Genomic DNA, 22,986 nt, shown 5'->3' on the forward strand with positions numbered 1-22,986 from the left:
CTAAAGCCGTCCGATGATTTCCGCAAGCAGCTTGGAGATGCGTGCTGCGGCGGTCTGGCCGGCGTCGAGCACTTCGGCGTGGCTGAGTGGAACGGGGCTGATGCCCGCGGCGAGGTTGGTGACCAGGGAAATACCGAAGACTTCCATCCCCGCGTGCCGGCCGGCGATGGCCTCGAGCGCGGTGGACATGCCAACGAGGTCGGCGCCGATCCGTTTTGCGTACTGCACCTCGGCGGGAGTCTCATAGTGTGGGCCGCTGAACTGCGCGTAAACACCTTCGGCGAGGCTGGGGTCGACTTCCCGGGCCAGGGCACGGATGCGGGAGGAGTACAGGTCCGTCAGGTCCACGAACGTGGCACCTTCCAGCGGTGAGGTGGCGGTGAGGTTGATGTGGTCGCTGATGAGGACCGGAGTGCCCGGCTCCCAGGCTTCGTTCAAGCCACCGCAGCCGTTGGTGAGGACCAGGGTCTTGCAGCCGGCCGCTGCGGCCGTGCGGACACCGTGCACCACGGCGCGGACGCCCTTGCCCTCGTAGTAGTGGGTGCGGGCGCCGAGCACCAGCGCACGCTTGCCGTCCCGGGTGAGCACCGAACGGATGGTCCCTACATGCCCTTCGACGGCCGGAGCATGGAAGCCTGGTACTTCGTCGGCGGAGAGTACGGCTGTGGTTTCGCCCACGAGGTCCGCGGCACCGCTCCAGCCCGAACCCAGGACCAGGGCGACGTCGTGCTGGTCCACGCCCGTCTCCTGGGCGATGTGGTCCGCTGCTGCACGGGCGGCTTCGAAGGGGTCCGTCTTGAGGAACTCTGTATTACTCACGGGTATAAGCTACCGTGCCGCCGCCGCTCTGCCCAGCCGTGGCACACCTCATATCCGGGCCGGATTTCTTGGTGCTCAGGCAGGCCATGGGCGAGAATGGTTGATTGTGACTACGCATCCAGATTTCAGCCCATCCCGGATCGCAATCCTGGGCGGTGGCCCGGGCGGATACGAAGCCGCAATGGTGGCAGCTTCCCTGGGTGCGCAGGTGACCATCATCGAGCGGGCAGGCCTGGGCGGTTCCGCCGTACTGACGGACGTTGTCCCCTCCAAGACGCTGATCGCCACCGCTGACCTCATGACCCGCGTGGGTGAGGCAGGTGAGCTGGGCGTGAAATTCGACGTCGACGGCGGTGACGTTGTGCCGGTGATGCGCGCAGACCTCAAGCACATCAACCACCGGCTGCTGAACCTGGCCCGTAAGCAGTCCACGGACATCCAGGACGCCCTCACCCACCAGAACGTCCGGATCCTGATCGGCTCCGGCAAACTGGTGGACAACCACACCATCGAGGTCCTGACGGCCGACGGCGTGGAGACTGTGGAAGCTGACGCAATCCTGCTGACGGTCGGCGCCCACCCCCGTGAGCTGCCTACCGCCCGGCCGGACGGCGAACGGATCCTGAACTGGGCACAGATCTACAACCTGGACGAGCTCCCGGAGGAACTCATTGTGGTGGGTTCGGGCGTGACGGGCGCCGAGTTCGCATCCGCCTACAACGGCCTCGGTTCTAAGGTCACCCTGATTTCCAGCCGCGAGCGCGTGCTGCCCGGTTCTGACGTGGATGCGGCCGAAGTCTTGGAGGAAGTGTTCCAGCGCCGCGGTGTAAAGGTCCTGTCCCAGTCCCGCGCGGAAGCCGTGGAACGGACCGAGGACGGCGTTGTGGTCACCCTCGGCGACGGCTCCAAGGTCACGGGCAGCCACTGCCTGGTCTGCGTTGGCTCCATCCCCAATACCGCAGGCATCGGGCTTGAGGAGGCCGGCGTTGCGCTGTCCGAAAGCGGCCATGTAAAGGTCGACGGCGTCTCCCGCACCACAGCTCCCAACATCTACGCCGCGGGTGACTGCACCGGCGTCCTGGCCCTGGCCTCCGTTGCGGCCATGCAGGGCAGGATCGCTATCGCCCATATCCTGGGCGATGGCGTCACCCCGCTGAAGCTGCACCAGGTGGCTTCGAACATCTTCACCTCGCCGGAAATCGCCTCGGTGGGTGTTTCCGAAGCTGAGGTGGAGTCCGGAAAGTATCAGGGCGACGTCATTAAGCTCTCGCTGCGCAGCAATGCCCGCGCCAAGATGCGCAACCACCGTGACGGCTTCGTCAAGATCATTGCCCGCAAGGGCTCCGGAACGGTGATCGGCGGAGTTGTTTGTGGTCCCAACGCCTCCGAGCTGATCTTCCCGATTGCCATAGCCGTCAAGCAGAAACTGCATGTGGACGACATCGCCAGCACCTTCACGGTCTACCCCTCGCTGACGGGTTCCATCTCCGAGGCAGCAAGGCGCCTGCACGTCCACATGTAAGCGGAAGGCTGGACCAGGTCTGGACCCGGTGGCGCGGACCTGCATAGACTCCTTGGAGGGACTGGCTGGCAACGGCGATGCCGGGACCAGGCGGTCCTCCGGAGTCCAGACCTAAGGAGATGCCCCATGAGTGCAGCACTGGTAAGGCCCCGAAGCGGGAAAATCATCGGCGGAGTCTGCGCAGCCCTTGCCCAGCGGTTCGGGCTCCCGAAGTTCCTGGTCCGGCTGGCTTTTGTCATCTTTGGGCTGGTGGGCATCGGGGAGCTGGTCTATATCGTCCTGTGGATCATGATTCCCAAGGCTCCTGCGTAGCCAACAGGACTACACTGATGCCAACTGCGGAGGTTGGCCATGAAGAGTCCCAGAACACTGGCGCATGCTGCCGGGCGCAACACTGCGTTGCCGGCCGGTCCCATGGAACGGTTCGCAGGCTACGGCATTATGGGCGTGACCTTCAGCAGCGGCCACGTCCTGGCGCTGCGCCGCTTCGCGGCCTCGTCCATTGGTCCTCCGTACAACGCCGTGTGGCTGCGGGATCCTGCCGGTAAATGGACCATCTTCAGCACTGTGGCGCCCGGGGTCTCCTGTGCCAGGTATTTCGGCAGTGGACTTGAGCAGGCTCCGGTGGCCAAGGTCTCCGTCCATTGGGATGGCCCGGCGTCGTTCACTGTCCGTGTGGAGGGCCCCACGGAACTCACCTGGGACGTTGAGCTCACCGAAACTGCAGTCACCCGGCTGATGTCCGGAATCTGCGGCGCGGTTCCTGAGAAACTCTGGCGGAATACCGTGTTCCTGAGCGCGATGGGCCTGGTGGCAGGCCCCATGATGCAGGCCGGCAAGATCGGCCTGACCGGCAAAGTACCCAACCGGCAGTCCTTCCAGGCCCGGCCGCAGCGCATCTGGTTTGTTTCCTCGTCACGGGCGAGGCTGGACGGCAAGGACCTGGGCAACATGGGGCCGCTGCCGCTGCAGGACCGGCTGGGGGACTTTTGGATCCCGCAGCGTGGCATCTTTATGATCGGCACTTCACTGTTCGACGTGCTGGATCCGCAGCACCACATCCTTACGGAGTAGCGCTGGACCAGCGCCGCCACTTGTACCGGCGCCGGAACAGTGCAGGCCGGAATCAGGCAGCGGCTGCCTGGAAGTGCTGCTCGATCATTCCCCTGATGTCCTCATGGCATCCGCCGCAGCCCGTTCCCGCCCTGGTTGCCTTGGACACCTCGGCCACGGTGGAGCAGCCTTCCTCCACAGCGTTGCGGATGCTGCCGCCGCTGACGCCGGCGCAGCGGCACACTGTTCCGTTCGGGTCCCGCGGCCCGGCGTCCGGTATCTGGTCAGGCCCGTCCAGGCGCAGCATCAGGGACCTGTCCGCGGGAAGCTCGGCGCGGCCCTCGAAGAGGCCTACAAGCTCGGCGGCGGTCCTTGGCATGCCAACGGCCACCAGGCCCTCCAGCACGCCGCCGCGGGTGGTCATCTTGACGTAGCGGCCATGCTCGGGGTCGGCCCATTGGGCCACCTGCAGCCTGTCCCGGCCGTTTCCCGCGCCGGAGGACAACACTTCCTCGTCCCACGGATCGGCGCCGTTGGAGCCGGCCACGGCCAGGTTCATGCCGTTGGCCTTCAGGACGATCACGCCGGGCAGTTCCTGCGGCAGCGGTGGCTGTGCCTGGGCCAGTGCCGGGTCCGTGCCGGCCAGCAGGAGCAGGTGCTCGGCCAGCCATTCAGCCTGCCGCCAGCCCGGGCCCACCAGGCCCAGCGGGCCGGTGGCGCTGCGGCACTCGACGCACGTTTTGTCCGTGCAGCGCACCTCGGCGCAGTCGCCGATGGCAAAGATATGCGGTTCGTGGTGGGCCTTGAGCTGGTGGTCCACCAGGATTCCCACGCCGGTACCCAGGCCTGCCCCCTCCGCCAACTCCGTTCGGGGCCGGACGCCGCAGGACAGCACCAGGAGGTCGCCGTCGATCGCTGAACCGTCATCCAGCAGCAGGGCGGAGAAATCTCCGTTGGGGCCGTTGTGTTCCACTCCCGTGGACCGGGCGTTGCCGGCCACCTTAACGCCACAGCGGCGCAGGCTGTTGGCCAGCACGGCTCCGCCGCCGCGGTCGATGGAGCGGCCCAGCGGGAAGGGGCCGTTATGCACCACTGTGACGCTGGCTCCTTCTTCGGCGGCCGCGAGGGCGATTTCCAGGCCCAGCACGCCGCCGCCCAGCACGATGATCCGTTTCCTTCCAACCACTGCTTCCTTGAGCTGTTCGGCGTCGCGGAGGTCGCGCAGTGGCGTGACTCCGGGCGGCAGCACAGGGTGGGAGGGGTCCGGGTTGATGCCGGTGAGGTTGGGGATGACCGGCCGGGAGCCGGTGGCGAGGACCAACCGGTCGAAGTGGATGTCCGTGCCATCCGTCAGGAGGACCCGTTGCCGGGGGCGGTCGATGCGGCGGACACTGGTGCCCAGCCGGACGTCAACGCCCTCCGCGGCCAGGGCCTCGGCGTCAGCCAACGCCAAGGCGTCCGGCGTGGCGTGTCCTACGCCCACGGAGCCCACCATGACACGGTTGTAGGCGGCCTGGGATTCCTCGCCGATCACCGTCAGGCTGATGCGGCCATCCCGGACACCGGGGAGCAGCTCGTCCACCAGCCGCGCGGCCACGGGCCCAAAACCCACCACCACAATCTGTTCGGTCACAACGCCTCCATAGTTGCGGGAACAGGGTCCAGTCGCTCCGTTGGCGCAGCAGCCAGGGAGACGTGGACCCTGTTGAATTTGAACTCCGGCATGCCGGAGATGGGATCGGTAGCGGCTTCGGTGAGCCGGTTGGCGCTTTCCAGTTCGGGGAAGTGGAACGGCAGGAAGACAGTCTCAGGGCGGATCGCCGTGCTGAGTTCGGCCTTGCACAGGACCTGGCCGCGTTCGTTGGCGACCGAGACGTATGCGCCTTCGCTGATCCCCAGGCCGGCTGCTGCTGCCGGGTGGATCTGGACGGTTGCCTCCGGCCGGGCCGCCAGCAGGTCAGCCACCCGCCGGGTCTGGGCACCGGACTGGTAGTGCTCCAGCAGCCGCCCGGTGATCAGGGTCATCGGCTTGCCGGAAGATTTTACGGCGGGGGACTGGCCGGTTGATCCCGGTGTGGGAGTCCCGGAAGCCCGACGGCGGGGCGTCACCGGAGTCATCACGGCCCGGCCGTCGGCGTGGGCGAAGGAATCAGTGAACAGCCGGGGTGTGCCCTGGGTGCCGGCGGGGTAGGGCCAGTACGCTGCCTCGCCGCGGTCCAGCAGGTCGTAGCTGATGCCAGAGTAGTCGGCCAGGCCGCCTGCGGACGCGAGCCGCAGCTCCTCGAACACTTCCTCCGGGTACTCGCTGAAGGTTGAGGGTGCCTCGAGGGCTTCGGCAAGCCGCGCCATGATCCAGAGTTCGCTGCGTGCACCGGCCGGCGGCTTAATGGCCCGGCGGCGGCGCAGCACCCGGCCTTCAAGGCTGGTGAGGGTTCCTTCTTCCTCGGCCCACTGCAGCACGGGAAGGACCAGGTCCGCTTCAGCGGCGGTCTCTGACATAAAGAAGTCGCACACCACCAGGAAGTCAAGGCTCCGCAGCCCGGCGATGACGGCATTCGCATCCGGGGCGGCCACGGCGATATTTGAGGCGTGCACCAAAAGGCACCTGACGCCGTCGGGCTTTCCCAGGGACTGGAGCAGTTGCACGGCGGGCAGGCCCGGGCCTGGGATGATCTCCTCGGGGACGCCCCAGACGGCGGCCATGTGGGCACGCGCGGCGGGGTCGGTGATCTTCCGGTAGCCGGGAAGCTGATCGGCCTTCTGGCCGTGTTCGCGCCCGCCCTGGCCGTTGCCCTGGCCGGTGAGGGTGCCGTAGCCGCTGCGGGCAGAACCGGGCAGGCCCAGGAGCAGGCTGAGGTTGATGGCGGCGGTGGCGGTGTCCGTGCCGTCCACGTGCTGTTCCACGCCGCGGCCGGTGAGGATGTAGCTGCCGCCGTCCCGGGCGCCGGCGGCGAGCCGGCGGGCGGTCTCCCGGATCAGGTCCGCCGGGACTCCGGTGAGGGACTGGACGCGCTCCGGCCAGAACGGGTTCACGCTGCGGACGACGGCGTCGTAGCCGGAGGTGCGCCCCCGGAGGTATTCGGTGTCTGTCAGGCCCTCGTGGATCACCACGTGGCTGATGCCCAGGAGGAGTGTGAGATCGGTGCCCGGGAGGGGCTGCAGGTGGATGCCGCCGCCGTCGGCAGTGAATGCCGCGGTGGCGGAGCGGCGGGGATCCACCACGATCAGGCCGCCGCTGTCCCGCGCGCCCTGGAGGTGCTGGACGAAGGGCGGCATGGTCTCTGCCACGTTGGAACCAAGGATCAGGATGGTGCTGGCGTCATCGATGTCCGCCAGCGGAAACGGCAGGCCGCGGTCCACGCCGAACGCCCGCATTCCGGCCGCCGCCGCGGAGGACATGCAGAATCGTCCGTTGTAGTCGATGCGTGAGGTACCCAGCGCAATGCGGGCGAACTTGCCGAGGAGATAGGCCTTTTCATTGGTCAGCCCGCCGCCGCCGAACACCCCCACCGAATCGGCACCATAGGTTGCCTGGGCTGCTTTGACCTGCTGCGCAACCAGCTCCAGGGCCTGGTCCCATCCAATGGGTCGGTGGACGCCGTCAGCGCCGCGAAGCAGCGGCTCGGTAACCCGTCCGGGGTGGTTCAGGAGGTTGGCGGAGGTCCACCCTTTGCGGCAGAGCCCGCCGCGGTTGGTGGGGAAGTCGCGTCCGGTGACCTCCAACAGGGGCACGGCCGAAGGCGCGGTGCCAGGCGCGGTACCAGTTCCAGTTCCAGGGCCGGTACCGGGAGCGGACCCAGGACCAGGCCCCGGCTGTGCAGCCGGGGCCTGTCCCTTGGTGGACGTCAGCGTCATGGCGCACTGCAGGGCGCAGTAAGGGCAGTGCGTGGCGGCGCTTTTGGTCATGTTAGACGTGTCCCATCGCGTCTCGGTTGGCGTTGCGGATGTAGAAGGCCCAGCAGACTGTCAGCATCACAACGTAGGCGGCGACGAAGCCGTAGAACGCCGGGGTGTAGGAGCCGCTGGCGGTGTTGGAGGCATTGAGTACCTGCGGGATGACGAAGCCGCCGTAGGCGCCGATCGCGGAGATCAGGCCAAGGGCCGCGGAAGCCAGCCGCTGGGTAATGACTGAATCTGCGCCGTTGCGGGCTGCCCTGCTGGACGTTGCGAAGATGACCGGGATCATCCTGTAGGTGGCGCCGTTTCCAAAGCCGCTGGCGGTGAAGAGCATCAGGAACAGGGCCAGGAACAGCCAGAAGTTCTTGAGGGGAAGGGTCCAGACCATGGTGAGGGTGATAACGGCCATCGAGGCGAAGGCTGCCACTGTCATCCGGGCGCCGCCCATGCGGTCTGCCATGCGGCCGCCATATGGGCGGGCCAGGGAACCCACCAGGGGGCCAAGGAAGGCCAGCGAGAGTGCCACGGTGCCTATTCCGATGGTGGAGAAGTCCGGGAAGTAGTCCTTGATGAGCTTCGGGAACACGCCGGCGAAGCCAATGAAGGAGCCGAAGGTGCCGATGTACAGCAGGGCCATGATCCAGAGGTGCGGTTCCTTCAGGGCCGCCACCGAACCGGCCACGTCACCCTTGGCGCTGGTGAGGTTGTCCATGTACTTCCAGGCGCCAAATGCGGCCAGGAGGATCAACGGCACCCACATCAGTCCGGCCATGGGCAGGTTGACGGTTCCGGCGGCCAGGAGGGTGATGACGATCGGCACGGCAAGCTGTGCGACGGCGGCGCCCAGGTTTCCGCCTGCAGCGTTCAGGCCCAGCGCCCAGCCCTTTTCCCGGGCGGGGTAGAAGAAGGTGATGTTGGCCATGGAGCTGGCGAAGTTGCCGCCGCCAAAGCCGGCGAGGGCCGCCACCAGCAGCAGCGTGCCGAACGGGGTTTCGGGGTTGGAAACGCAGATGGCAAGCCCGATGGAAGGGATCAGCAGCAGGAGGGCGGAAATGATGGTCCAGTTCCTGCCGCCGAAGCGCGGAACCATAAAGGTGTAGGGGATCCGCAGCGTGGCACCGACCAGGCTGGGCATGGAGATCAGCCAGAAGATCTCGGACGTGGAGAGCGTGAATCCCGCCGCCGGGAGCTGGACAACAACAATTGACCAGAGCTGCCAGACGACAAAACCCAGGAATTCGGCGAAGATGGACCAATTCAGGTTCCGGCGGGCGATGGCGCGGCCGGCGGTATCCCACTGTTCGTGGTCCTCTGCGTTCCAGTTGGCAATCCAACGGCCGGGCCGGAATTCAAGCGCGGGGACCTGGCCTACCGATGCGCCGGCAGATGACGGGGTTGCCTGCTCAGTGGCACGATCAACAGTCACGGTGACGCTCCTTTCAGGATTTCTCACGGAGTAAGTTGTTCCTTCCAAGGTAGGCAGCCGGCGTTTCGCGGACGGTCGCGGTTTGTTAACGTGCTGTGACATTTGCCTATCTGCGCCGTGGGGGCCGTGTGAGGAGGCCGGCTCTGGCGGCAGGCACGGGTGTCCGTATAGTGGACTTTTTGTCCATTGACTGGACTGCGGGAACTAATATTGAACTCTAACTATTGGCGGCCCGGGTGGCGGAAGCAGCCCGGCCTGACGAAAGCGTTGATACATGTCATCAGCTGAAACCACTACGGGGCCAAGGGCAGTCAAGCCCGTGAACTCGAAAGGCAAAGTCATCTTTGCCAGCCTTATTGGCACCACCATTGAGTTCTACGACTTCTACATTTACGCCACCGCATCGGTGCTGGTCTTCCCGAAGCTCTTCTTCCCGAACGCCACGGACATCAACGCCCTGCTGAGCTCCTTTGCCATCTTTGGCGTGGCCTTCATTGCCCGCCCTGTTGGTTCTGTGCTGTTTGGCCACTTCGGCGACAAGTTCGGCCGCAAGGGGACCCTGGTGGCTTCCCTGCTGACCATGGGTATTGCCACCTTCCTGATCGGCGCGCTCCCCACGGCCTCGGTTCCGGGCTGGGTAATCCTGGCTCCGCTGCTGCTGGTGGTCCTGCGCTTCGCACAGGGCCTGGCCCTTGGCGGGGAGTGGTCCGGTGCCGCCCTGCTCGCTACCGAAAACGCCCCTCAGGGCAAGCGGGCTGTTTACGGAACCTTCCCGCAGCTCGGCGCCCCGATCGGCTTTATCCTGGCCAACCTCCTGTTCATCTGGCTGAACGCGGCACTCTCTGCCGAAGCATTCCTGGCCTGGGGCTGGCGCGTTCCCTTCCTGCTGAGCGCCGTCCTGGTGATCGTGGGCCTTTATGTCCGGCTGAAGCTGGTTGAAAGCCTCTCCTTCCAGAAGGTGTTGACGGAAGAGAAAGTAGCCAAGCTTCCGTTCGCTGCCACGTTCAAGAACCACTGGCGTCCCGTGCTGGCCGGCACCTTCATCATGCTGGCCACCTACGTCCTGTTCTATGTCATGACGTCCTTCACGCTGACCTACGGCACCAAGCCCGCAACGGTTGAGGCGGCCCAGGCCGCTGCCGAGAAGGCCGGCAAGCCCATGTCTGCCGCGGAAATCGCCAACTTCGTTCCCGGCCTGGGCATTCCGCGCGGCGACTTCCTCTGGATGCTGATCCTGGGTGTGGTGTTCTTCGGCATCTTCACGCTGGTCTCCGGTCCGCTGGCCGAAAAGTGGGGCCGCCGGAAGTTCCTGCTTTCCGTGACGGCAGGCATCTTCGTCTTCGGCATCTTCTGGTTCACCATGTTCGGACCTGGCGCGGGCGCTGCAATTGTTGGACTTATTGTCGGGTTCACCCTGATGGGCCTGACCTTCGGACCCATGGCTGCGATCCTCCCGGAGCTGTTCCCGGCAAACGTCCGTTACACCGGTTCCGCGGTGGCCTACAACCTGTCCAGCGTGATTGGTGCGGCCCCGGCGTCGTTCATTGCCATTGCGTTGTGGCAGGCCGCCGGCGGCAGCACCTGGCTGGTGGGCGTCTACATGGCGGCCGCAGCGGTGCTGACGTTCATCGCCCTGTGGATCACGCGGGAAACCAAGGACACCGACTACGAGAACAACGTAGCCTGACCCGTATAACTGAAATGCCCGGCCTGTTTCCTGAACAGGCCGGGCATTTTTAGTTGGCGTAGCGCTCTACAAAGTTGCGCAGGATCTTCACCGGCTCATCTACGGTGCGCGTCCTGGCCTGGGAGATGAGTTCATCTGCGGCCTCCGGAGCGAAATAGCCGGCATAGCGGTATACACGGATCCGGGTCACCAGGCCCTCCACATCCAGTTCCGGATGGAACTGGGTGGCATAGAGGTTCTGTTTGATCCGGAACATCTGGACGGGGCACGACGCCGAGGATGCCAGGAGTGCCGCATGCTCCGGCAGGCGGGTGCAGGCTTCCTTGTGGCCAACGAAGGCGCTGAATTCAGCCGGGAGCCCCGCAAGCAGGGGGTCGGCAGCGCCGTCGGGAGTAATCCGGACCTGCACGGCACCCAGTGGTTCGCCGAAGGTCCTGTCGATGACCGCGCCCTGGTGGGTGCCCAGGGTGCCCACCCCGTAGCAGGCGCCCAGGAAGGGGAAATCTTCGGCCACCAGCGTGTCCAGGAGGCCGGAGAGTTCCCGTTCCACCCGCTTCTGGACAGCGGACTTGGACTCCGGCGGATCGCTGGAGGTAAAGGGGCTGCCGCCTACGATCACTCCGGAGATACTGTCCAGGTCAATGTCCGGAAGGTGCTCCGCATCAAGCCGGACCCGGCGCAACTGCGCGGGCTCCAGGCCGCAGAACCGCAGGTAGGCCGCATATTCCTCATCCGCAGCCTGCACCTCCGGCCGTGAGGCAAGGAGCACAAAGGGTTTCATCGGCCTGGAGCGTCAGGGGGCCGTAGCGCGCCGGGACTGCGGATGGGCGTTGGTGTCCGCGTGCCGGTGGACCAGCTTCCAGAACCCTTCCTCGCGCCGGAAGATGCTGGTGACGCGCAGGGCGAACTCCTCCGTGCCCTGGCCCGCGCCAACCCGCGCCCGGAAATGCTCCGTCTCTACGAGGTACGCGGTGTCCCGGGCGGTGTAGGAGGTGATGGTTTCAAAACCCAGCATCTCGCCCTCGGCGTAGTACCGGGAGGCCTGGTCAAGCCGCGCCTCCACCTGTGCCCAGCCGCGGGCGATCCCGCCCAAGGGGTTGGCCAGCGTGACGTCGTCCAGCCGGGAGTACAGGTCCTTGACCGGCTGCGGATTCCCTCGCGTGATCTCCGGAACCGCCAGGTGGTAGCGGTCTACTTCTTCTTCAAAACTTGGTGCGAGCACGTGCTGTCTCCGGGCCTAGTCTTCGATCGTGGCAATAACAGCGCCGGCAGCCACTGTCTCACCGGCGAGGGCGGTCAGGCCCGTGATGGTGCCTGCCCGGTGCGCGGTGAGCGGCTGTTCCATCTTCATGGCCTCCAGGACCACCACCAGGTCGCCCTCGGCCACGACGTCACCGTTGGCCACAGCCACCTTGACGATCGTTCCCTGCATGGGGGAGGCGAGGGAGTTGCCCGTAGCAGCGTCTGCGGGACCTGCCGAGCGGGAGCGCTTCTTGGACTTGGCAGCCTTGGCGCCGCCAGGAGTTGCCACGGACAGCGAACCCAGTGATGCCGGCAGCACCACTTCGAGGCGCTTGCCGCCAACCTCGACGACGACGCGCTGGCGTTCTCCGGCATCTGCAGCTTCCGGGGTGCCCTCCGGAGTCCAGGCCGCCAGGCTGTTGGTGAATCCGGTTTCGATCCAGCGGGTGTGGACGGCGAACGGTCCGCTTTCGGGGGCGAAAGCGGGATCGGCCACAACGGCCAGGTGGAACGGAATGACGGTGGGGATGCCTTCAACCACCATTTCCTCCAGTGCGCGGCGTGAACGCTCCAGTGCCTGGCGGCGGGTGGCGCCGGTGACAACCAGCTTGGAGAGCATAGAGTCGAAGTTGCCGCTGATGACGTCGCCCTGCTCAACGCCGGAGTCGATGCGGACGCCGGGGCCGGTGGGGTTGCGGAGCGTGCGGATGGCGCCGGGTGCCGGCATGAAGTTGCGGCCCGGATCTTCGCCGGTGATACGGAACTCGAAGGAGTGGCCGCGGACCTCGGGGTCCTCGTAGCCCAGCTCTTCGCCGCGGGCCAGCCGGAACTGTTCGCGGACCAGGTCGATGCCTGTGACTTCCTCGGAGACGCAGTGCTCCACCTGGAGACGGGTGTTGACCTCAAGGAAGGAGATGGTGCCGTCCTGGCCCACAAGGAACTCGCAGGTGCCGGCGCCGAGGTAACCGGCCTCCTTCAGGATGGCCTTGGAGGATTCGTACAGCAGCCGGTTCTGCTCTTCGGTGAGGAAGGGTGCGGGGGCTTCTTCAACAAGTTTCTGGTTGCGGCGCTGCAGCGAGCAGTCGCGGGTGGAGACCACCACAACGTTGCCGTGGGCGTCCGCCAGGCACTGGGTCTCCACGTGCCGGGGTGCGTCCAGGAAGCGTTCGATGAAGCATTCGCCGCGGCCAAAGGCGGCAGTTGCCTCGCGGACGGCGGATTCGAACAGCTCGGGGATTTCCTCGCGGGTCCGGGCCACTTTGATGCCGCGTCCGCCGCCGCCGAAGGCAGCCTTGATGGCCACGGGCAGGCCGAACTTGTCAACGAATGTCAGGATTTCCTCGGCGGACTCCACGGGGTCGGCGGTGCCGGGGACCTGCGGGGCGCCCACCTTCTCGGCGATGTGCCGGGCCTGGACCTTGTCTCCCAACGCGGAGATGGCCTCGGGGGACGGGCCGATCCAGGTGATGCCGGCCTCGATCACGCGGGCGGCGAACTGGGCGTTCTCCGCCAGGAAGCCGTAGCCGGGGTGGATGGCGTCTGCGCCGGAGCGGACAGCTGCGTCGATGATCTTGTCCATCAGGAGGTATGACTCGGCGGCGGTGTTCCCGCCGAGGGCGTAGGCCTCGTCAGCGAGCCGAACGTGCAGTGCGTCCCTGTCCGGATCGGCGTAGACGGCAACGGAGGCGATGCCTTCGTCACGTGCCGCGCGGATGATGCGGACGGCGATTTCACCGCGGTTCGCGATCAGCACCTTCGTGATGGTCGATGGTGCGTGGGGGGCGGACTGCTCCGAAATAGCTGACAAGGCGTCTCCTTCTTTCTTCAGGGAGCCTAGCGCGATTTTGAGGGTTCCGCCGATATTACTTGCGGAATCCGCGTGTGCAGCCGTCATCCTTTGTAGGGAAGCTACAACTTGCCCCGAAATGGGCCGCTCAGCCCTGCGTCCATAGATCAGTGATGCCCACGCCTGCCTGTGCCAGCAGTCGGCGCAGGGTGGAAATGGACAGGCCCACCACGGCGTGGGGATCGCCGTCAACCTTGCGGATGAAGGCGCCCCCCAGGCCGTCGATCGTGAAGGAACCGGCGCAGTGCAGCGGTTCGCCCGTGGCAATGTAGGCGTCGATTTCCGCTTCGGTCATGTCCTCGAAGGACACCTGCGCTGATGCGACGGCACCCAGCGTGGCACCGGACCCGTTTCCGGAGTCCGTGTCCCGGCAGTCAATCAGCCAGTGGCCGGTGTGGAGGACGCCCACGCTCCCGCTCATCCGAAGCATCCGTTCACGGGCAACAGCTGCCGTGTATGGCTTGCCGTGGGATTCGCCGTCGAACTCGAACACCGAATCGCAAGCAATCACCAGGGCACCCTCGGCTTCCGGGAGCGCAGCGACTGCTTCACCCTTGGCCCTGGCAAGCAGGAGGGCGGTGTCGTGCGGATCAGTCACCCCGTAGCGGGCCTGGACTGCGTCCTCGTCCACATCGGACACCATCACGGTGTGTCCGATGCCGGCGTCGGCAAGCAGCTTGGTGCGGGCGGGGGACTGGGAAGCGAGGATCAGCCGGGTCACGGGTTCAGCCTAATGGACTGGCTGGGGTGCGGTTGGTGCCGAATCCTCTTCGCGGCTGAGCCGGGCGCCTTCAACGTCCACGTCCGGCAGGATGCGTTCCAGCCACTTCGGCAGCCACCAGGCCTTGTCGCCCAGCAGGTACATCAGGGCCGGGACGATCGTCATCCGCACCACGAAGGCATCCAGCAGCACGCCGAAGGCCATCGCGAACCCCAGGGGCCGGACCATGGTGAGGTGGCTGAAGATGAAGCCCGCGAAGACACTGACCATGATGATTGCGGCGGCGGTGACCACGGCCGCCGCGTGCCGGAAGCCCAGCTGCACGGCATGCCTGGCCGGCTGCCCGTGGACGTAGGCCTCGCGCATTCCGGAGGCGATGAACACCTGGTAATCCATGGCCAGGCCGAACAGCACACCAATAACAATGATCGGCAGGAAGCTCAGCACGGCGCCCGGATTGGCGACGTCGAACACGCCACCCAGCCAGCCCCACTGGTAAACCGCCACCACTCCGCCGAACGCAGCAGCCAGGGACAGCAGGAAGCCGCCGGTGGCCAGGAGCGGAACCACGATGGAGCGGAACACCAGCAGGAGCAAGAGCAGGGACAGTCCGACGACGATCAGCAGGTAGGGCGGCAGGGCGTCAGCCAGCTTCGTGGAGACATCGATGTTGCCGGCCGTCTGCCCCGTCAGGCCGATGTGCACGCCGGTCTGCTCCTCGATGTCAGCGTTGCGGTCGCGGAGTTCGGCCACCACCTGGACGGTGTTTTCGCTGGCCGCGCCTTCGCTGGGGATCACTTGGAAGACTGCCGTCCGGCGGTCCTCGCTCAAGGCCACCGGAGCAGCGGCCACCACGTTATCGAGTCCGCGGAGCAGGTCCGAAACGTCATACTGCAGGTTCTGGGCCGCGGACTCGTCCAGGCCTTCGGGGAATTCGCCCACCACAACAATGGGTCCGGTCATGCCCTCGCCGAAGCTCCGTGCGGTGAGGTCATGCGCCTGATACGCCTCGGAGTCCACGGGCTCGGAGCCGCCGTCAGGCAGGGCAAGCCGCAACTGGGTGGCCGGAAGGGCCATCGTGGCCAGGAGGACAACGCCGGCAACCAACGCCAGGACGGGATGGCGGGTGACCAAGCCGCCCCAGCCGCGGGTACTGCGGGCCTCATCCTTGGCCTCATCTTCGCGCTCGTGGCCGGGCTCGGCGTTGTGCGCCTCCGCCTTGGCCCACGCACGCCTGGACACGATGCGGCGGCCCACCAGCGCCAGCACTGCCGGCGTCAGGGTCAGGGCAACCGCAACCGCCACGGCCACCGTGGCCGCGGCGGACAAGCCCATCACGGCAAGGAAGGGCAGGCCCGGAACCACCAGGGCGGCCAGGGCGATGATCACAGTCAACCCTGCGAACAGCACGGCGTTGCCCGAGGTTCCGGTGGCCCGTGCCACCGATTCCCCAAGATCCATTCCGGCCAGGATCTGGGTCCGGTGCCGGTTGACGATAAACAGTGAGTAGTCGATGCCCACAGCCAGGCCCAGCATCAGCGCGAGCATGGGGGAGATGGAACTCATGTCGATCACGCCGGTCAGCGCGAACGTGCCGCCCACGCCTACGGCCACGCCAACAATCGCCATCAGCAGGGGAAGGCCTGCCGCGATCAGGGTGCCGAGCATGATGATGAGCACCAGGGCGGCAATGGCGATGCCGATGATTTCCGCGGTACCGAACAGTTCAGAGATGTCCTCGGTGATTTCCTTGCTGGCATAGGCCGTGACACCTGCGCTGGACACGCTGTGGGCGATGTCCTGCACTTCACCACGGACCTCGGGAGTGAGGGCGTTGATCGAGGTGTTGAACTGGACCTGCGCAATGGCTGCCATGCCGTCTTCGGAAACAAACCGGAGACCTTCGCTGGCTTCGGCCTGGCGCTTGCCCAGCTCGAGCTTTGCCTTCGCCGCCTCAAGCTCGGCGGAACCTGCCTGGTATTGGGCCTGGCCCGCGGCGAGCGTTGCCTTCTGTTCGCCCAGCTGGGCCTCGATGGCCTCGGCGGGAAGCCCGGCCGCTGTCATCTGCTGTTCCGCTGCCGCCAGCTGGGCGGCTCCGGCGTCCAGTTGTGCCTTGGCGGCATCAAGTTGGGCCTGGCCCGCGGCAGCCTGTGCCTCGCCGTCAGCAATGGTGGTGCCGGCAGCGTCCAGCTGTTCCTGGGTGGTGAACGGGTTCACCGTGGCACGCACGTCCGGAAGGTCCCCCAGCCTGGCCAGGGCATCCGCGACGGCGGCCCGGCTCTCAGCGGTGAATCCGCCGCCGGGCGCTTCAAAGACGATGCTGGCAGAGCCACCCGAGGCTGAAGGCAGTTCTTCCTTCAGCTTGTCCGCCATCTGCTGGGTTTCAGTGCCGGGAATCTGGAAGTTGTTGGACATGGTGCCGTGGAACGCGGCGGCGGAGCCGCCAACGGCCACGAGTGCGGCAAGCCAGAGTGAAATCACCAGCCAGCGGCGCCGGTAGGAAAATTTGCCGAGTCGGTACAGCAGGAGTGCCATGGCGTGGGAACCGTTCTGTTGGGAGTCTCTGGAGAAGTTTGGTGGGAAGACGCGGCCGTCAGGACGTGGCGGCGGGTGCGTCGGTGAAGCCGTGGGCCAGCAGGGTGACCGATTCGATCAGGAGGGAACGCAAGGTGGCCAGGGACGCAGGGGAAAGGTCTGCTCCGCACTGCGCGAACCAGCTGTCCACCGCCGCCTTGCCACAGCCCATGACGGAACTGGCCAGCGCGCGGATGTAGAGGTCGCTGACCTCCGCGCCGGATGCGCTGATGCGTTCCTGGATGGCTTCTGTGATTTGGATGGTGCAGGTGTCCCAGGCTTCCAGTTCGGAGCGGAGGAGCCCTGGGCTGGTTTGCGCCAGGCTGTACATCTCCGCGATGGGCGCCACGGTCATGGGGTCCGCAAGTTCCGAGAGTGCGGCCCGGGCGGATTCGAGGATGGGTTCGCCGATGGGGCGCAGCCTGAACCGGACCAGGACGTTGTCCAGGAAGCCTTCGGAAACTGACGCTACGGCGGCCTCGATGCCATTGAAGTAGTTGAAGAAAGTGCGCCGCGAGATTCCCGCGGTGCCGGCGATGTCCTCCACCGTGAAGTTCCCGTAGCCCTTGCTGCGCAGCAGTTCCATCGCAGCGCCGGCGATTGCTTCACGGGTTGCCGCTTTATTGAGCTCACGGCGGGATGGGGCTGGTGGGATCGCTTGTTCGGGGGAAGCCTTCACATGATTACACTACGTGCAACTTTGCACTCTGCGCAAGTTGTCTGGAAGCTTCGAGGAAGTGGGAACGACAACGGCCCCTGCCCGCAACATGCGTTGCGGGCAGGGGCCGTTGTTACAGGATTCTCCGGCGGGGGATGCTCCAGCGGGAGCTAGGCCTTCGCGCCGGCCAGTTCGCGTCCGGCAGCGTCGGTACCGGTTCCTGTGGTTGCAGTGGTTTCAGCCGCAGTTGCGGAATCGGCGTCGTCATCCACGAACGGGCTGCCGTTGCGCGGTGCGTTGTACAGCGACTCATCCAGGATGCCCTGGCGGCGTGCCACGATCGTCGGGACCAGCGCCTGGCCGGCCACGTTTACAGCGGTGCGGCCCATATCCAGGATGGGGTCAATGGCGAGCAGCAGTCCGACGCCGGCCAGCGGGAGTCCCAGCGTGGAGAGGGTCAGGGTGAGCATCACCACGGCGCCGGTGGTTCCCGCCGTGGCAGCGGATCCAAGGACGGAGACCAGCGCGATCAGCAGGTACTGGGTGAAGTCCAGCTGGATGCCGAAGAACTGGGCAACGAAGATCGCGGCGATCGCCGGGTAGATCGCTGCGCAGCCGTCCATCTTGGTGGTGGCGCCCAGCGGCACGGCGAAGGAGGCGTAGGCGCGGGGGACGCCGAGTGAGCGCTCGGTGACCCGCTGGGTGAGCGGGAGGGTGCCGATCGAGGAGCGCGACACGAAGGCAAGCTGGACCGCCGGCCACACGCCGGTGAAGTACTGCTTGACGGACAGTCCGTGGCTGCGCACCAGGACGGGGTAGACAACAAACAGCACCAGCGCCAGGCCAACGTAGATGGCGATGGCGAACTTGCCCAGCGATCCGATGGTGTCCCAGCCGTAGACGGCCACGGCGTTGCCGATCAGGCCAACGGTGCCCAGCGGCGCGATCCGGATGATCCACCACAGGACCTTCTGGATGACGGCCAGGGCGGATGCGGTGAAGTTCAGGAAGGGCTCAGCGGCCTTGCCCACCTTGAGGGCGGCGATGCCAACGGCGATCGCGATGACCAGGATCTGCAGGACGTTGAAGCTGACCGACGTGGTGGCACCCGTTTCGGCCACCGTAGTGCTGGCGCCCAGGCCCAGGAAGTTCTTGGGGAACAGGCCCGTGAGGAAGGCCCACCAGCTGCCCACCTTGCCGGGAGCTTCGCCTTCGCCGGTGATGCCGGTGTTGGCTCCGGGCTGCAGGAGCACGCCCAGGCCAATGCCGATCAGTACGGCGATCAGCGAGGTGATGGCGAACCAGAGCAGCGTGTTCCAGGCCAGCCGCGCCGCGTTGGAAACCTCACGCAGGTTGGAGATGGAGCTGACAACAGCCGTAAAGATCAGGGGAACGACGGCGGTCTGCAGCAGTGCGACGTAGCTGGAACCGATGGTCTGCAGCGTGGCGCCCAACGCGTTGGGCGCTTCCTTGGTGCTGCCGGTGTACTTGGCCAGGAGGCCCAGGGCCAGGCCGACAACCAGGGCGGCAATGATTTGGACGCCGAAGGATCCGGCCCACTTGGGCAACTGGAAGCCGGACGTACCGGAAGACGTGGGGGTGCTCGATGATGTGCTCACCGAAACAAGCTAGGCCCCCGCCGAATACCACCACGAAAGGACGTTGAGAAATATTACGCCGGCCGGCACGCGACCAAGCGACTAAATCCCAGCAATTCCGCCATTTAAGCCCCATTTATGAAGATATTCCCTGCGCGGCTGTGTTAAAAGTCTCGCTGAACGTTCGGTCCGGAAGGCGCACATCCGGCAGCGTGCGTCCAAGCGAGGAACGAGCGAGCACGCAGAGGATGTGGGCCTTCCGGACCTCTGTGAGCAACGAGGCTAGAGCAGCGCCCGGCGGAGGGTGTCCAGGCCAACGGAACCGATGTTCAGGGCCCGGGTGTGGAAGTCCTTGAGGTTGAACCCGGGCCGGGATTCAAGCTCGGCCCGGATTTCCTCCCAGAGCCGCTGCCCGATCTTGTAGGAGGGTGCCTGGCCGGGCCAGCCCAGGTAACGGGTGAATTCGAACTTGAGCTGGCCGTCGCTGATGGGCAGGTTGGCCCGGAGGAACTCGTAGCCTTTCTCCGGCGTCCAGGTTCCGGAGCCCCAGGCGGAGGGTACTTCCAGCTCCAGGTGCACGCCGATGTCGAAGACAACCCGGGCGGCGCGCATGCGCTGCATGTCCAGCATGCCCATGTGGTCTCCGGGATCGGACAGGTAGCCCAGTTCCTGCATGAGCTTCTCGGCGTAGAGTGCCCATCCTTCGCCGTGTCCTGAGGTCCAGCAGACGTTGCGGCGCCACTTGTTCAGCAGCTCCCTGCGGTAGGTGGCTGTTGCGACCTGGAGGTGGTGGCCCGGAACGCCCTCGTGGTACACGGTGGTGGTCTCTGCCCAGGTGGTGAAGCTGTCCTCGCCGGCCGGGACTGACCACCACATGCGCCCGGGCCTGCTGAAGTCCTCCGAGGGGCCGGTGTAGTAGATGCCGCCCTCGTCAGTGGGAGCAATCCGGCACTCGAGGGTCTTCATCGGTTCGGGGATGTCGAAGTGGACCCCTGCCAGTTCGGCAACTGCCTTGTCCGAGAGCTCCTGCATCCAGGCCTGCAGCGCCGCAGTGCCCTTGAGCTGGCGGGCGGGATCGTTGTTCAGGATCGCTTTGGCTTCTGCCACGGTGGCGCCGGGCTTGATGGATTCCGCCACGGCCTGCTGCGCATCGATCAGCCGTTGCAGCTCCTGGACGCCCCAGGCATACGTTTCTTCCAGGTCCACGGTGGCGCCCAGGAAGTTCCGGGAGGCCAGGGCATAGCGCTCGCGGCCCACAGCATCCTTGGCGGGGGCAACGGGCAGCAGTTCGTCGCGAAGGAACACGGCGAAGTCCGCGTAGGCGCTCCGGGCGGCGGCAGCACCGGCGTCGAGCGTTTCCTGCAGCCCGGCGGGAAGCGGCTGGCCGTCGATCCGCGCGTCAGCGGCAAGCTTGGCGAAGAATCCGTCCCCGGCGGCGTATTTGGTGGTCTGCTCGATCACGGTTTCCACCTGCCGGGCTGCGGACACACGGCCGGCTTCCTTGGCGGAGCGCAGCGATTCGATGTAGCCGGCCAGGGCGGCAGGCACGTTGTGGGCGCGGCCCGCGATGTGCTCCCACTGTTCGGCGGTACCGGTAGGCATCAGGTCAAAGATGGCCCTGATTTCCTGGGCGGGGGAGGCGATGTTGTTCAGGTCCGCGGCATCCCAGCCGGACTCGTGGATTTCCAGGAGGAGGCCCAGCCGTTCGCCCATAGCGTCAAGGGTGACGGCGTCAACGTCGTCAACCGGCGCCAGGCCGTCCAGCTCCGCGAGTGCCTTGCGGGCCTCGGCCGCCAGTTCGGCAATGCCGGCAGGAGAGTAGTCCGGATATTCGGTTTCGTGGCCGGGGATGCCCAGCTCTGTGGCAAAGCTCGGGTTGAGCCGGATCAGGGTGTCCGTGTAGTGGTCCGCTACGCCGTCGATGGGTGTGTGGGGGCGCGCGGAAGGAGCAACTGGGTTAGTCATGAGACGAGACTAGTAGTGGCGCAGCCCACTTCGAAGGCCCGCCACGCCGCGGATGCGCTGCAGCGACTGCCCTGTTCCTGCAATGTGGGCCGCCTGCCGCAGTGACGGACAGTCAGCCCCGGCTGCGCCGCCAGGCTCCTGGGCCCGGGGTGGGGGCGAGCCGCAGCTGCTGGCGGCGCACCCAGTGCCGGATACTGGGCCGCAGGGGTGCGGCGGTTTCGCTTCCCGGAAGGGAGAGCACGACGGCGGTCAGCGCCGCGAGCTCCTCAGGCGTGGGATTACCCTTCACCACGGACAGGACAGGCCCGGTTTCGACAGGCCCGGTTTCAACAGGCTCGGTTTCGACAGGCTCAACCACCGGTTTTTCGGCGGTCACAGCGGGATGTTCCCGTGCTTCTTGGTGGGCAGGGAGGCGCGTTTGTCCCGCAGCGCCCGCAGCCCGCGGATGATCTGCACGCGCGTCTCCGACGGGGCGATGACGGCGTCAACGTACCCCAGCTCGGCGGCCTGGTAGGGGTTCAGCAGCTCTTCCTCGTACTGCCGGATCACCTCGGCGCGGCGGGCCTCAACATCGCCGCCGGCTTCGGCAACGGCGGCGAGGTCGCGGCGGTACAGGATGTTGACGGCGCCCTGGGCACCCATCACGCCGATCTGGGCGGTGGGCCAGGCAAGGTTGAGGTCTGCGCCCAGCTTCTTCGAACCCATGACAATGTACGCGCCACCGTAGGCCTTGCGGGTGATGACGGTGAGCTTGGGAACCGTGGCTTCGGCGTAAGCGTAGAGGAGCTTGGCGCCGCGGCGGATGATGCCCTGGAACTCCTGGTCCTTGCCGGGCAGGAAGCCCGGCACGTCCACCAGGGTAATGATGGGAATGTTGAAGGCGTCGCAGTTGCGCACAAAGCGGGCTGCCTTTTCGGACGCGGCAATATCCAGGGTGCCGGCAAACTGCAGGGGCTGGTTGGCCACGATGCCCACCGTGTGGCCCTCGATCCGGCCGTAACCGATGATCACGTTCGGCGCGTACAGGGACTGCATCTCCAGGAAGTGCGCGTCATCCACCAGCTGGCCGATCACGGTCCGCATGTCGTAGGGCTGGTTGGCGGAGTCCGGGATCAGGGCATCCAGGGCGAGGTCATCGGCGTCGACCTCCAGCTCCTGGTCATGTTCGGTGACCGGCGGTTCGGAGAGGTTGTTCGAGGGCAGGAAGTCCAGGAGTTCACGGACGAATTCCAGGGCGTCTGTTTCGTCCGCGGCCAGGTAGGTGGACGTGCCGGTGTTGGCGTTGTGCTGGCGTGCCCCGCCCAGGGTTTCCATGTCCACGTCCTCGCCGGTGACCGTCTTGATGACGTCCGGGCCGGTGATGAACATGTGCGAGGTCTTGTCCACCATGACCACGTAGTCGGTCAGGGCGGGGGAGTAGGCGGCGCCACCGGCGGAGGGGCCCATGATCACGGAGATCTGCGGGACAACCCCTGAGGCGTGGACGTTGTTGCGGAAGATATCCGCGAACATGGCCAGAGAGGCGACACCCTCCTGGATGCGTGCTCCGCCACCGTCCAGGATGCCCACCACGGGGCAGCCGTTCCGCAGGGCAAACTCCTGGACCTTCACGATTTTCTCGCCGTTGACCTGGCTGAGTGAGCCGCCATAGACGGTGAAGTCCTGGCTGTAGACGGCAACCGGACGGCCATCCACGGTGCCGTAGCCGGAGACGAGGCCGTCACCGAGCGGCTTCTTCTTCTCCATGCCGAACGCGGTGGAGCGGTGCACGGCCAGGGCGTCGAACTCGACGAAGGAGCCTTCGTCCAGCAGCAGGTCGATGCGCTCGCGGGCGGTGTGCTTTCCGCGGGCGTGCTGCTTTTCGATCGCTTCCGGCCCCGATGGCTGTTCCGAGCGCGCCTGGCGGTCGCGGAAGTCGGCAATCTTCCCCGCTGTGGTGGTCAGATCGTGGCTCATCAGGTGTCTCCGGCTCTGTTTC

At 66.0% G+C, this 22,986-nt stretch carries 18 protein-coding genes; 4 read left to right on the forward strand and 14 right to left on the reverse strand.

The genetic code is table 11. The features are described 5' to 3' along the window. Positions 1-819, reverse strand: coding sequence for a purine-nucleoside phosphorylase (locus ACPJW8_RS05525; RefSeq protein WP_330186814.1), 819 nt, complete (start codon positions 817-819; stop codon positions 1-3). Positions 820-925: 106 nt separating this feature from the next. Between ACPJW8_RS05525 and ACPJW8_RS05530 the strand changes: the two genes are divergently transcribed. The 3 genes from ACPJW8_RS05530 (at position 926) to ACPJW8_RS05540 (ending at position 3,415) form a co-directional block, all read left to right on the forward strand. Beyond that, positions 926-2,341 (forward strand): NAD(P)H-quinone dehydrogenase, encoded by a 1,416-nt coding sequence (locus ACPJW8_RS05530; RefSeq protein WP_330186815.1) that lies wholly within the window; start codon positions 926-928, stop codon positions 2,339-2,341. A 126-nt stretch (positions 2,342-2,467) separates the two neighbouring features. Continuing rightward, positions 2,468-2,653, forward strand: coding sequence for a PspC domain-containing protein (locus ACPJW8_RS05535; protein ID WP_330186816.1), 186 nt, complete (start codon positions 2,468-2,470; stop codon positions 2,651-2,653). Between the two features lie 39 nt (positions 2,654-2,692). Further along, the gene (locus ACPJW8_RS05540; protein ID WP_330186817.1) at positions 2,693-3,415 is read left to right on the forward strand and encodes a hypothetical protein; all 723 of its coding nucleotides are present in this window, start codon (positions 2,693-2,695) and stop codon (positions 3,413-3,415) included. Between the two features lie 52 nt (positions 3,416-3,467). On the opposite strand, the gene ACPJW8_RS05545 is transcribed toward ACPJW8_RS05540, so the two are convergent. Genes ACPJW8_RS05545 through ACPJW8_RS05555 form a run of 3 tightly spaced genes read right to left on the reverse strand, consistent with a single transcriptional unit; the run spans position 3,468 to position 8,717 of the window. Next, entirely contained in the window at positions 3,468-5,027 is a 1,560-nt protein-coding gene (locus ACPJW8_RS05545) for an FAD-dependent oxidoreductase (protein WP_330186818.1), read from the reverse strand. Then, positions 5,024-7,300, reverse strand: a complete 2,277-nt coding sequence (locus tag ACPJW8_RS05550) for a molybdopterin oxidoreductase family protein (protein WP_330186819.1) — start codon at positions 7,298-7,300, stop codon at positions 5,024-5,026. Before ACPJW8_RS05550 ends, ACPJW8_RS05545 begins: the two co-directional genes overlap by 4 nt. 1 nt (position 7,301) lies before the next feature. Beyond that, positions 7,302-8,717, reverse strand: a complete 1,416-nt coding sequence (locus ACPJW8_RS05555; RefSeq protein WP_330186820.1) for an MFS transporter — start codon at positions 8,715-8,717, stop codon at positions 7,302-7,304. A 274-nt stretch (positions 8,718-8,991) separates the two neighbouring features. Here ACPJW8_RS05555 and ACPJW8_RS05560 point away from each other — a divergent pair, with 274 nt between their 5' ends. Then, positions 8,992-10,404 (forward strand): MFS transporter, encoded by a 1,413-nt coding sequence (locus ACPJW8_RS05560; protein ID WP_330186821.1) that lies wholly within the window; start codon positions 8,992-8,994, stop codon positions 10,402-10,404. Between the two features lie 49 nt (positions 10,405-10,453). Here the strand turns inward: ACPJW8_RS05560 and ACPJW8_RS05565 are convergent, their stop codons facing one another. The 10 genes from ACPJW8_RS05565 to ACPJW8_RS05610 form a co-directional block, all read right to left on the reverse strand. Continuing rightward, a complete protein-coding gene (locus ACPJW8_RS05565; RefSeq protein ID WP_330186822.1) occupies positions 10,454-11,185 on the reverse strand; it encodes a glutamine amidotransferase in 732 nt (243 codons plus the stop codon). Between the two features lie 12 nt (positions 11,186-11,197). Further along, the gene (locus tag ACPJW8_RS05570) at positions 11,198-11,626 is read right to left on the reverse strand and encodes a YybH family protein (RefSeq protein WP_330186823.1); all 429 of its coding nucleotides are present in this window, start codon (positions 11,624-11,626) and stop codon (positions 11,198-11,200) included. Positions 11,627-11,641: 15 nt separating this feature from the next. Beyond that, positions 11,642-13,453: an acetyl/propionyl/methylcrotonyl-CoA carboxylase subunit alpha gene (locus ACPJW8_RS05575; RefSeq protein ID WP_425256420.1), complete on the reverse strand. Its 1,812-nt coding sequence runs from the start codon at positions 13,451-13,453 to the stop codon at positions 11,642-11,644. A gap of 127 nt (positions 13,454-13,580) precedes the next feature. Continuing rightward, positions 13,581-14,213, reverse strand: coding sequence for a nucleoside triphosphate pyrophosphatase (locus tag ACPJW8_RS05580; protein ID WP_330186824.1), 633 nt, complete (start codon positions 14,211-14,213; stop codon positions 13,581-13,583). A 9-nt stretch (positions 14,214-14,222) separates the two neighbouring features. Beyond that, on the reverse strand, positions 14,223-16,748 hold the full coding sequence (locus ACPJW8_RS05585) for an MMPL family transporter (RefSeq protein WP_330186825.1): 2,526 nt from the start codon (positions 16,746-16,748) through the stop codon (positions 14,223-14,225). A gap of 58 nt (positions 16,749-16,806) precedes the next feature. Then, on the reverse strand, positions 16,807-17,466 hold the full coding sequence (locus tag ACPJW8_RS05590; RefSeq protein ID WP_425256421.1) for a TetR/AcrR family transcriptional regulator: 660 nt from the start codon (positions 17,464-17,466) through the stop codon (positions 16,807-16,809). A 149-nt stretch (positions 17,467-17,615) separates the two neighbouring features. Next, on the reverse strand, positions 17,616-19,064 hold the full coding sequence (locus ACPJW8_RS05595; protein WP_330186826.1) for a dicarboxylate/amino acid:cation symporter: 1,449 nt from the start codon (positions 19,062-19,064) through the stop codon (positions 17,616-17,618). A 261-nt stretch (positions 19,065-19,325) separates the two neighbouring features. After that, positions 19,326-21,008 (reverse strand): DUF885 domain-containing protein, encoded by a 1,683-nt coding sequence (locus ACPJW8_RS05600; protein ID WP_330186827.1) that lies wholly within the window; start codon positions 21,006-21,008, stop codon positions 19,326-19,328. Positions 21,009-21,120: 112 nt separating this feature from the next. Beyond that, positions 21,121-21,384, reverse strand: coding sequence for an acyl-CoA carboxylase subunit epsilon (locus tag ACPJW8_RS05605; protein WP_425256422.1), 264 nt, complete (start codon positions 21,382-21,384; stop codon positions 21,121-21,123). Further along, positions 21,381-22,964 (reverse strand): acyl-CoA carboxylase subunit beta, encoded by a 1,584-nt coding sequence (locus tag ACPJW8_RS05610; RefSeq protein ID WP_330186828.1) that lies wholly within the window; start codon positions 22,962-22,964, stop codon positions 21,381-21,383. The genes ACPJW8_RS05605 and ACPJW8_RS05610 overlap by 4 nt, the downstream gene beginning before the upstream one ends. Positions 22,965-22,986: the final 22 nt, after the last annotated feature.

This window comes from Pseudarthrobacter sp. J47 (assembly GCF_049810315.1).
Lineage (GTDB): Bacteria > Actinomycetota > Actinomycetes > Actinomycetales > Micrococcaceae > Arthrobacter.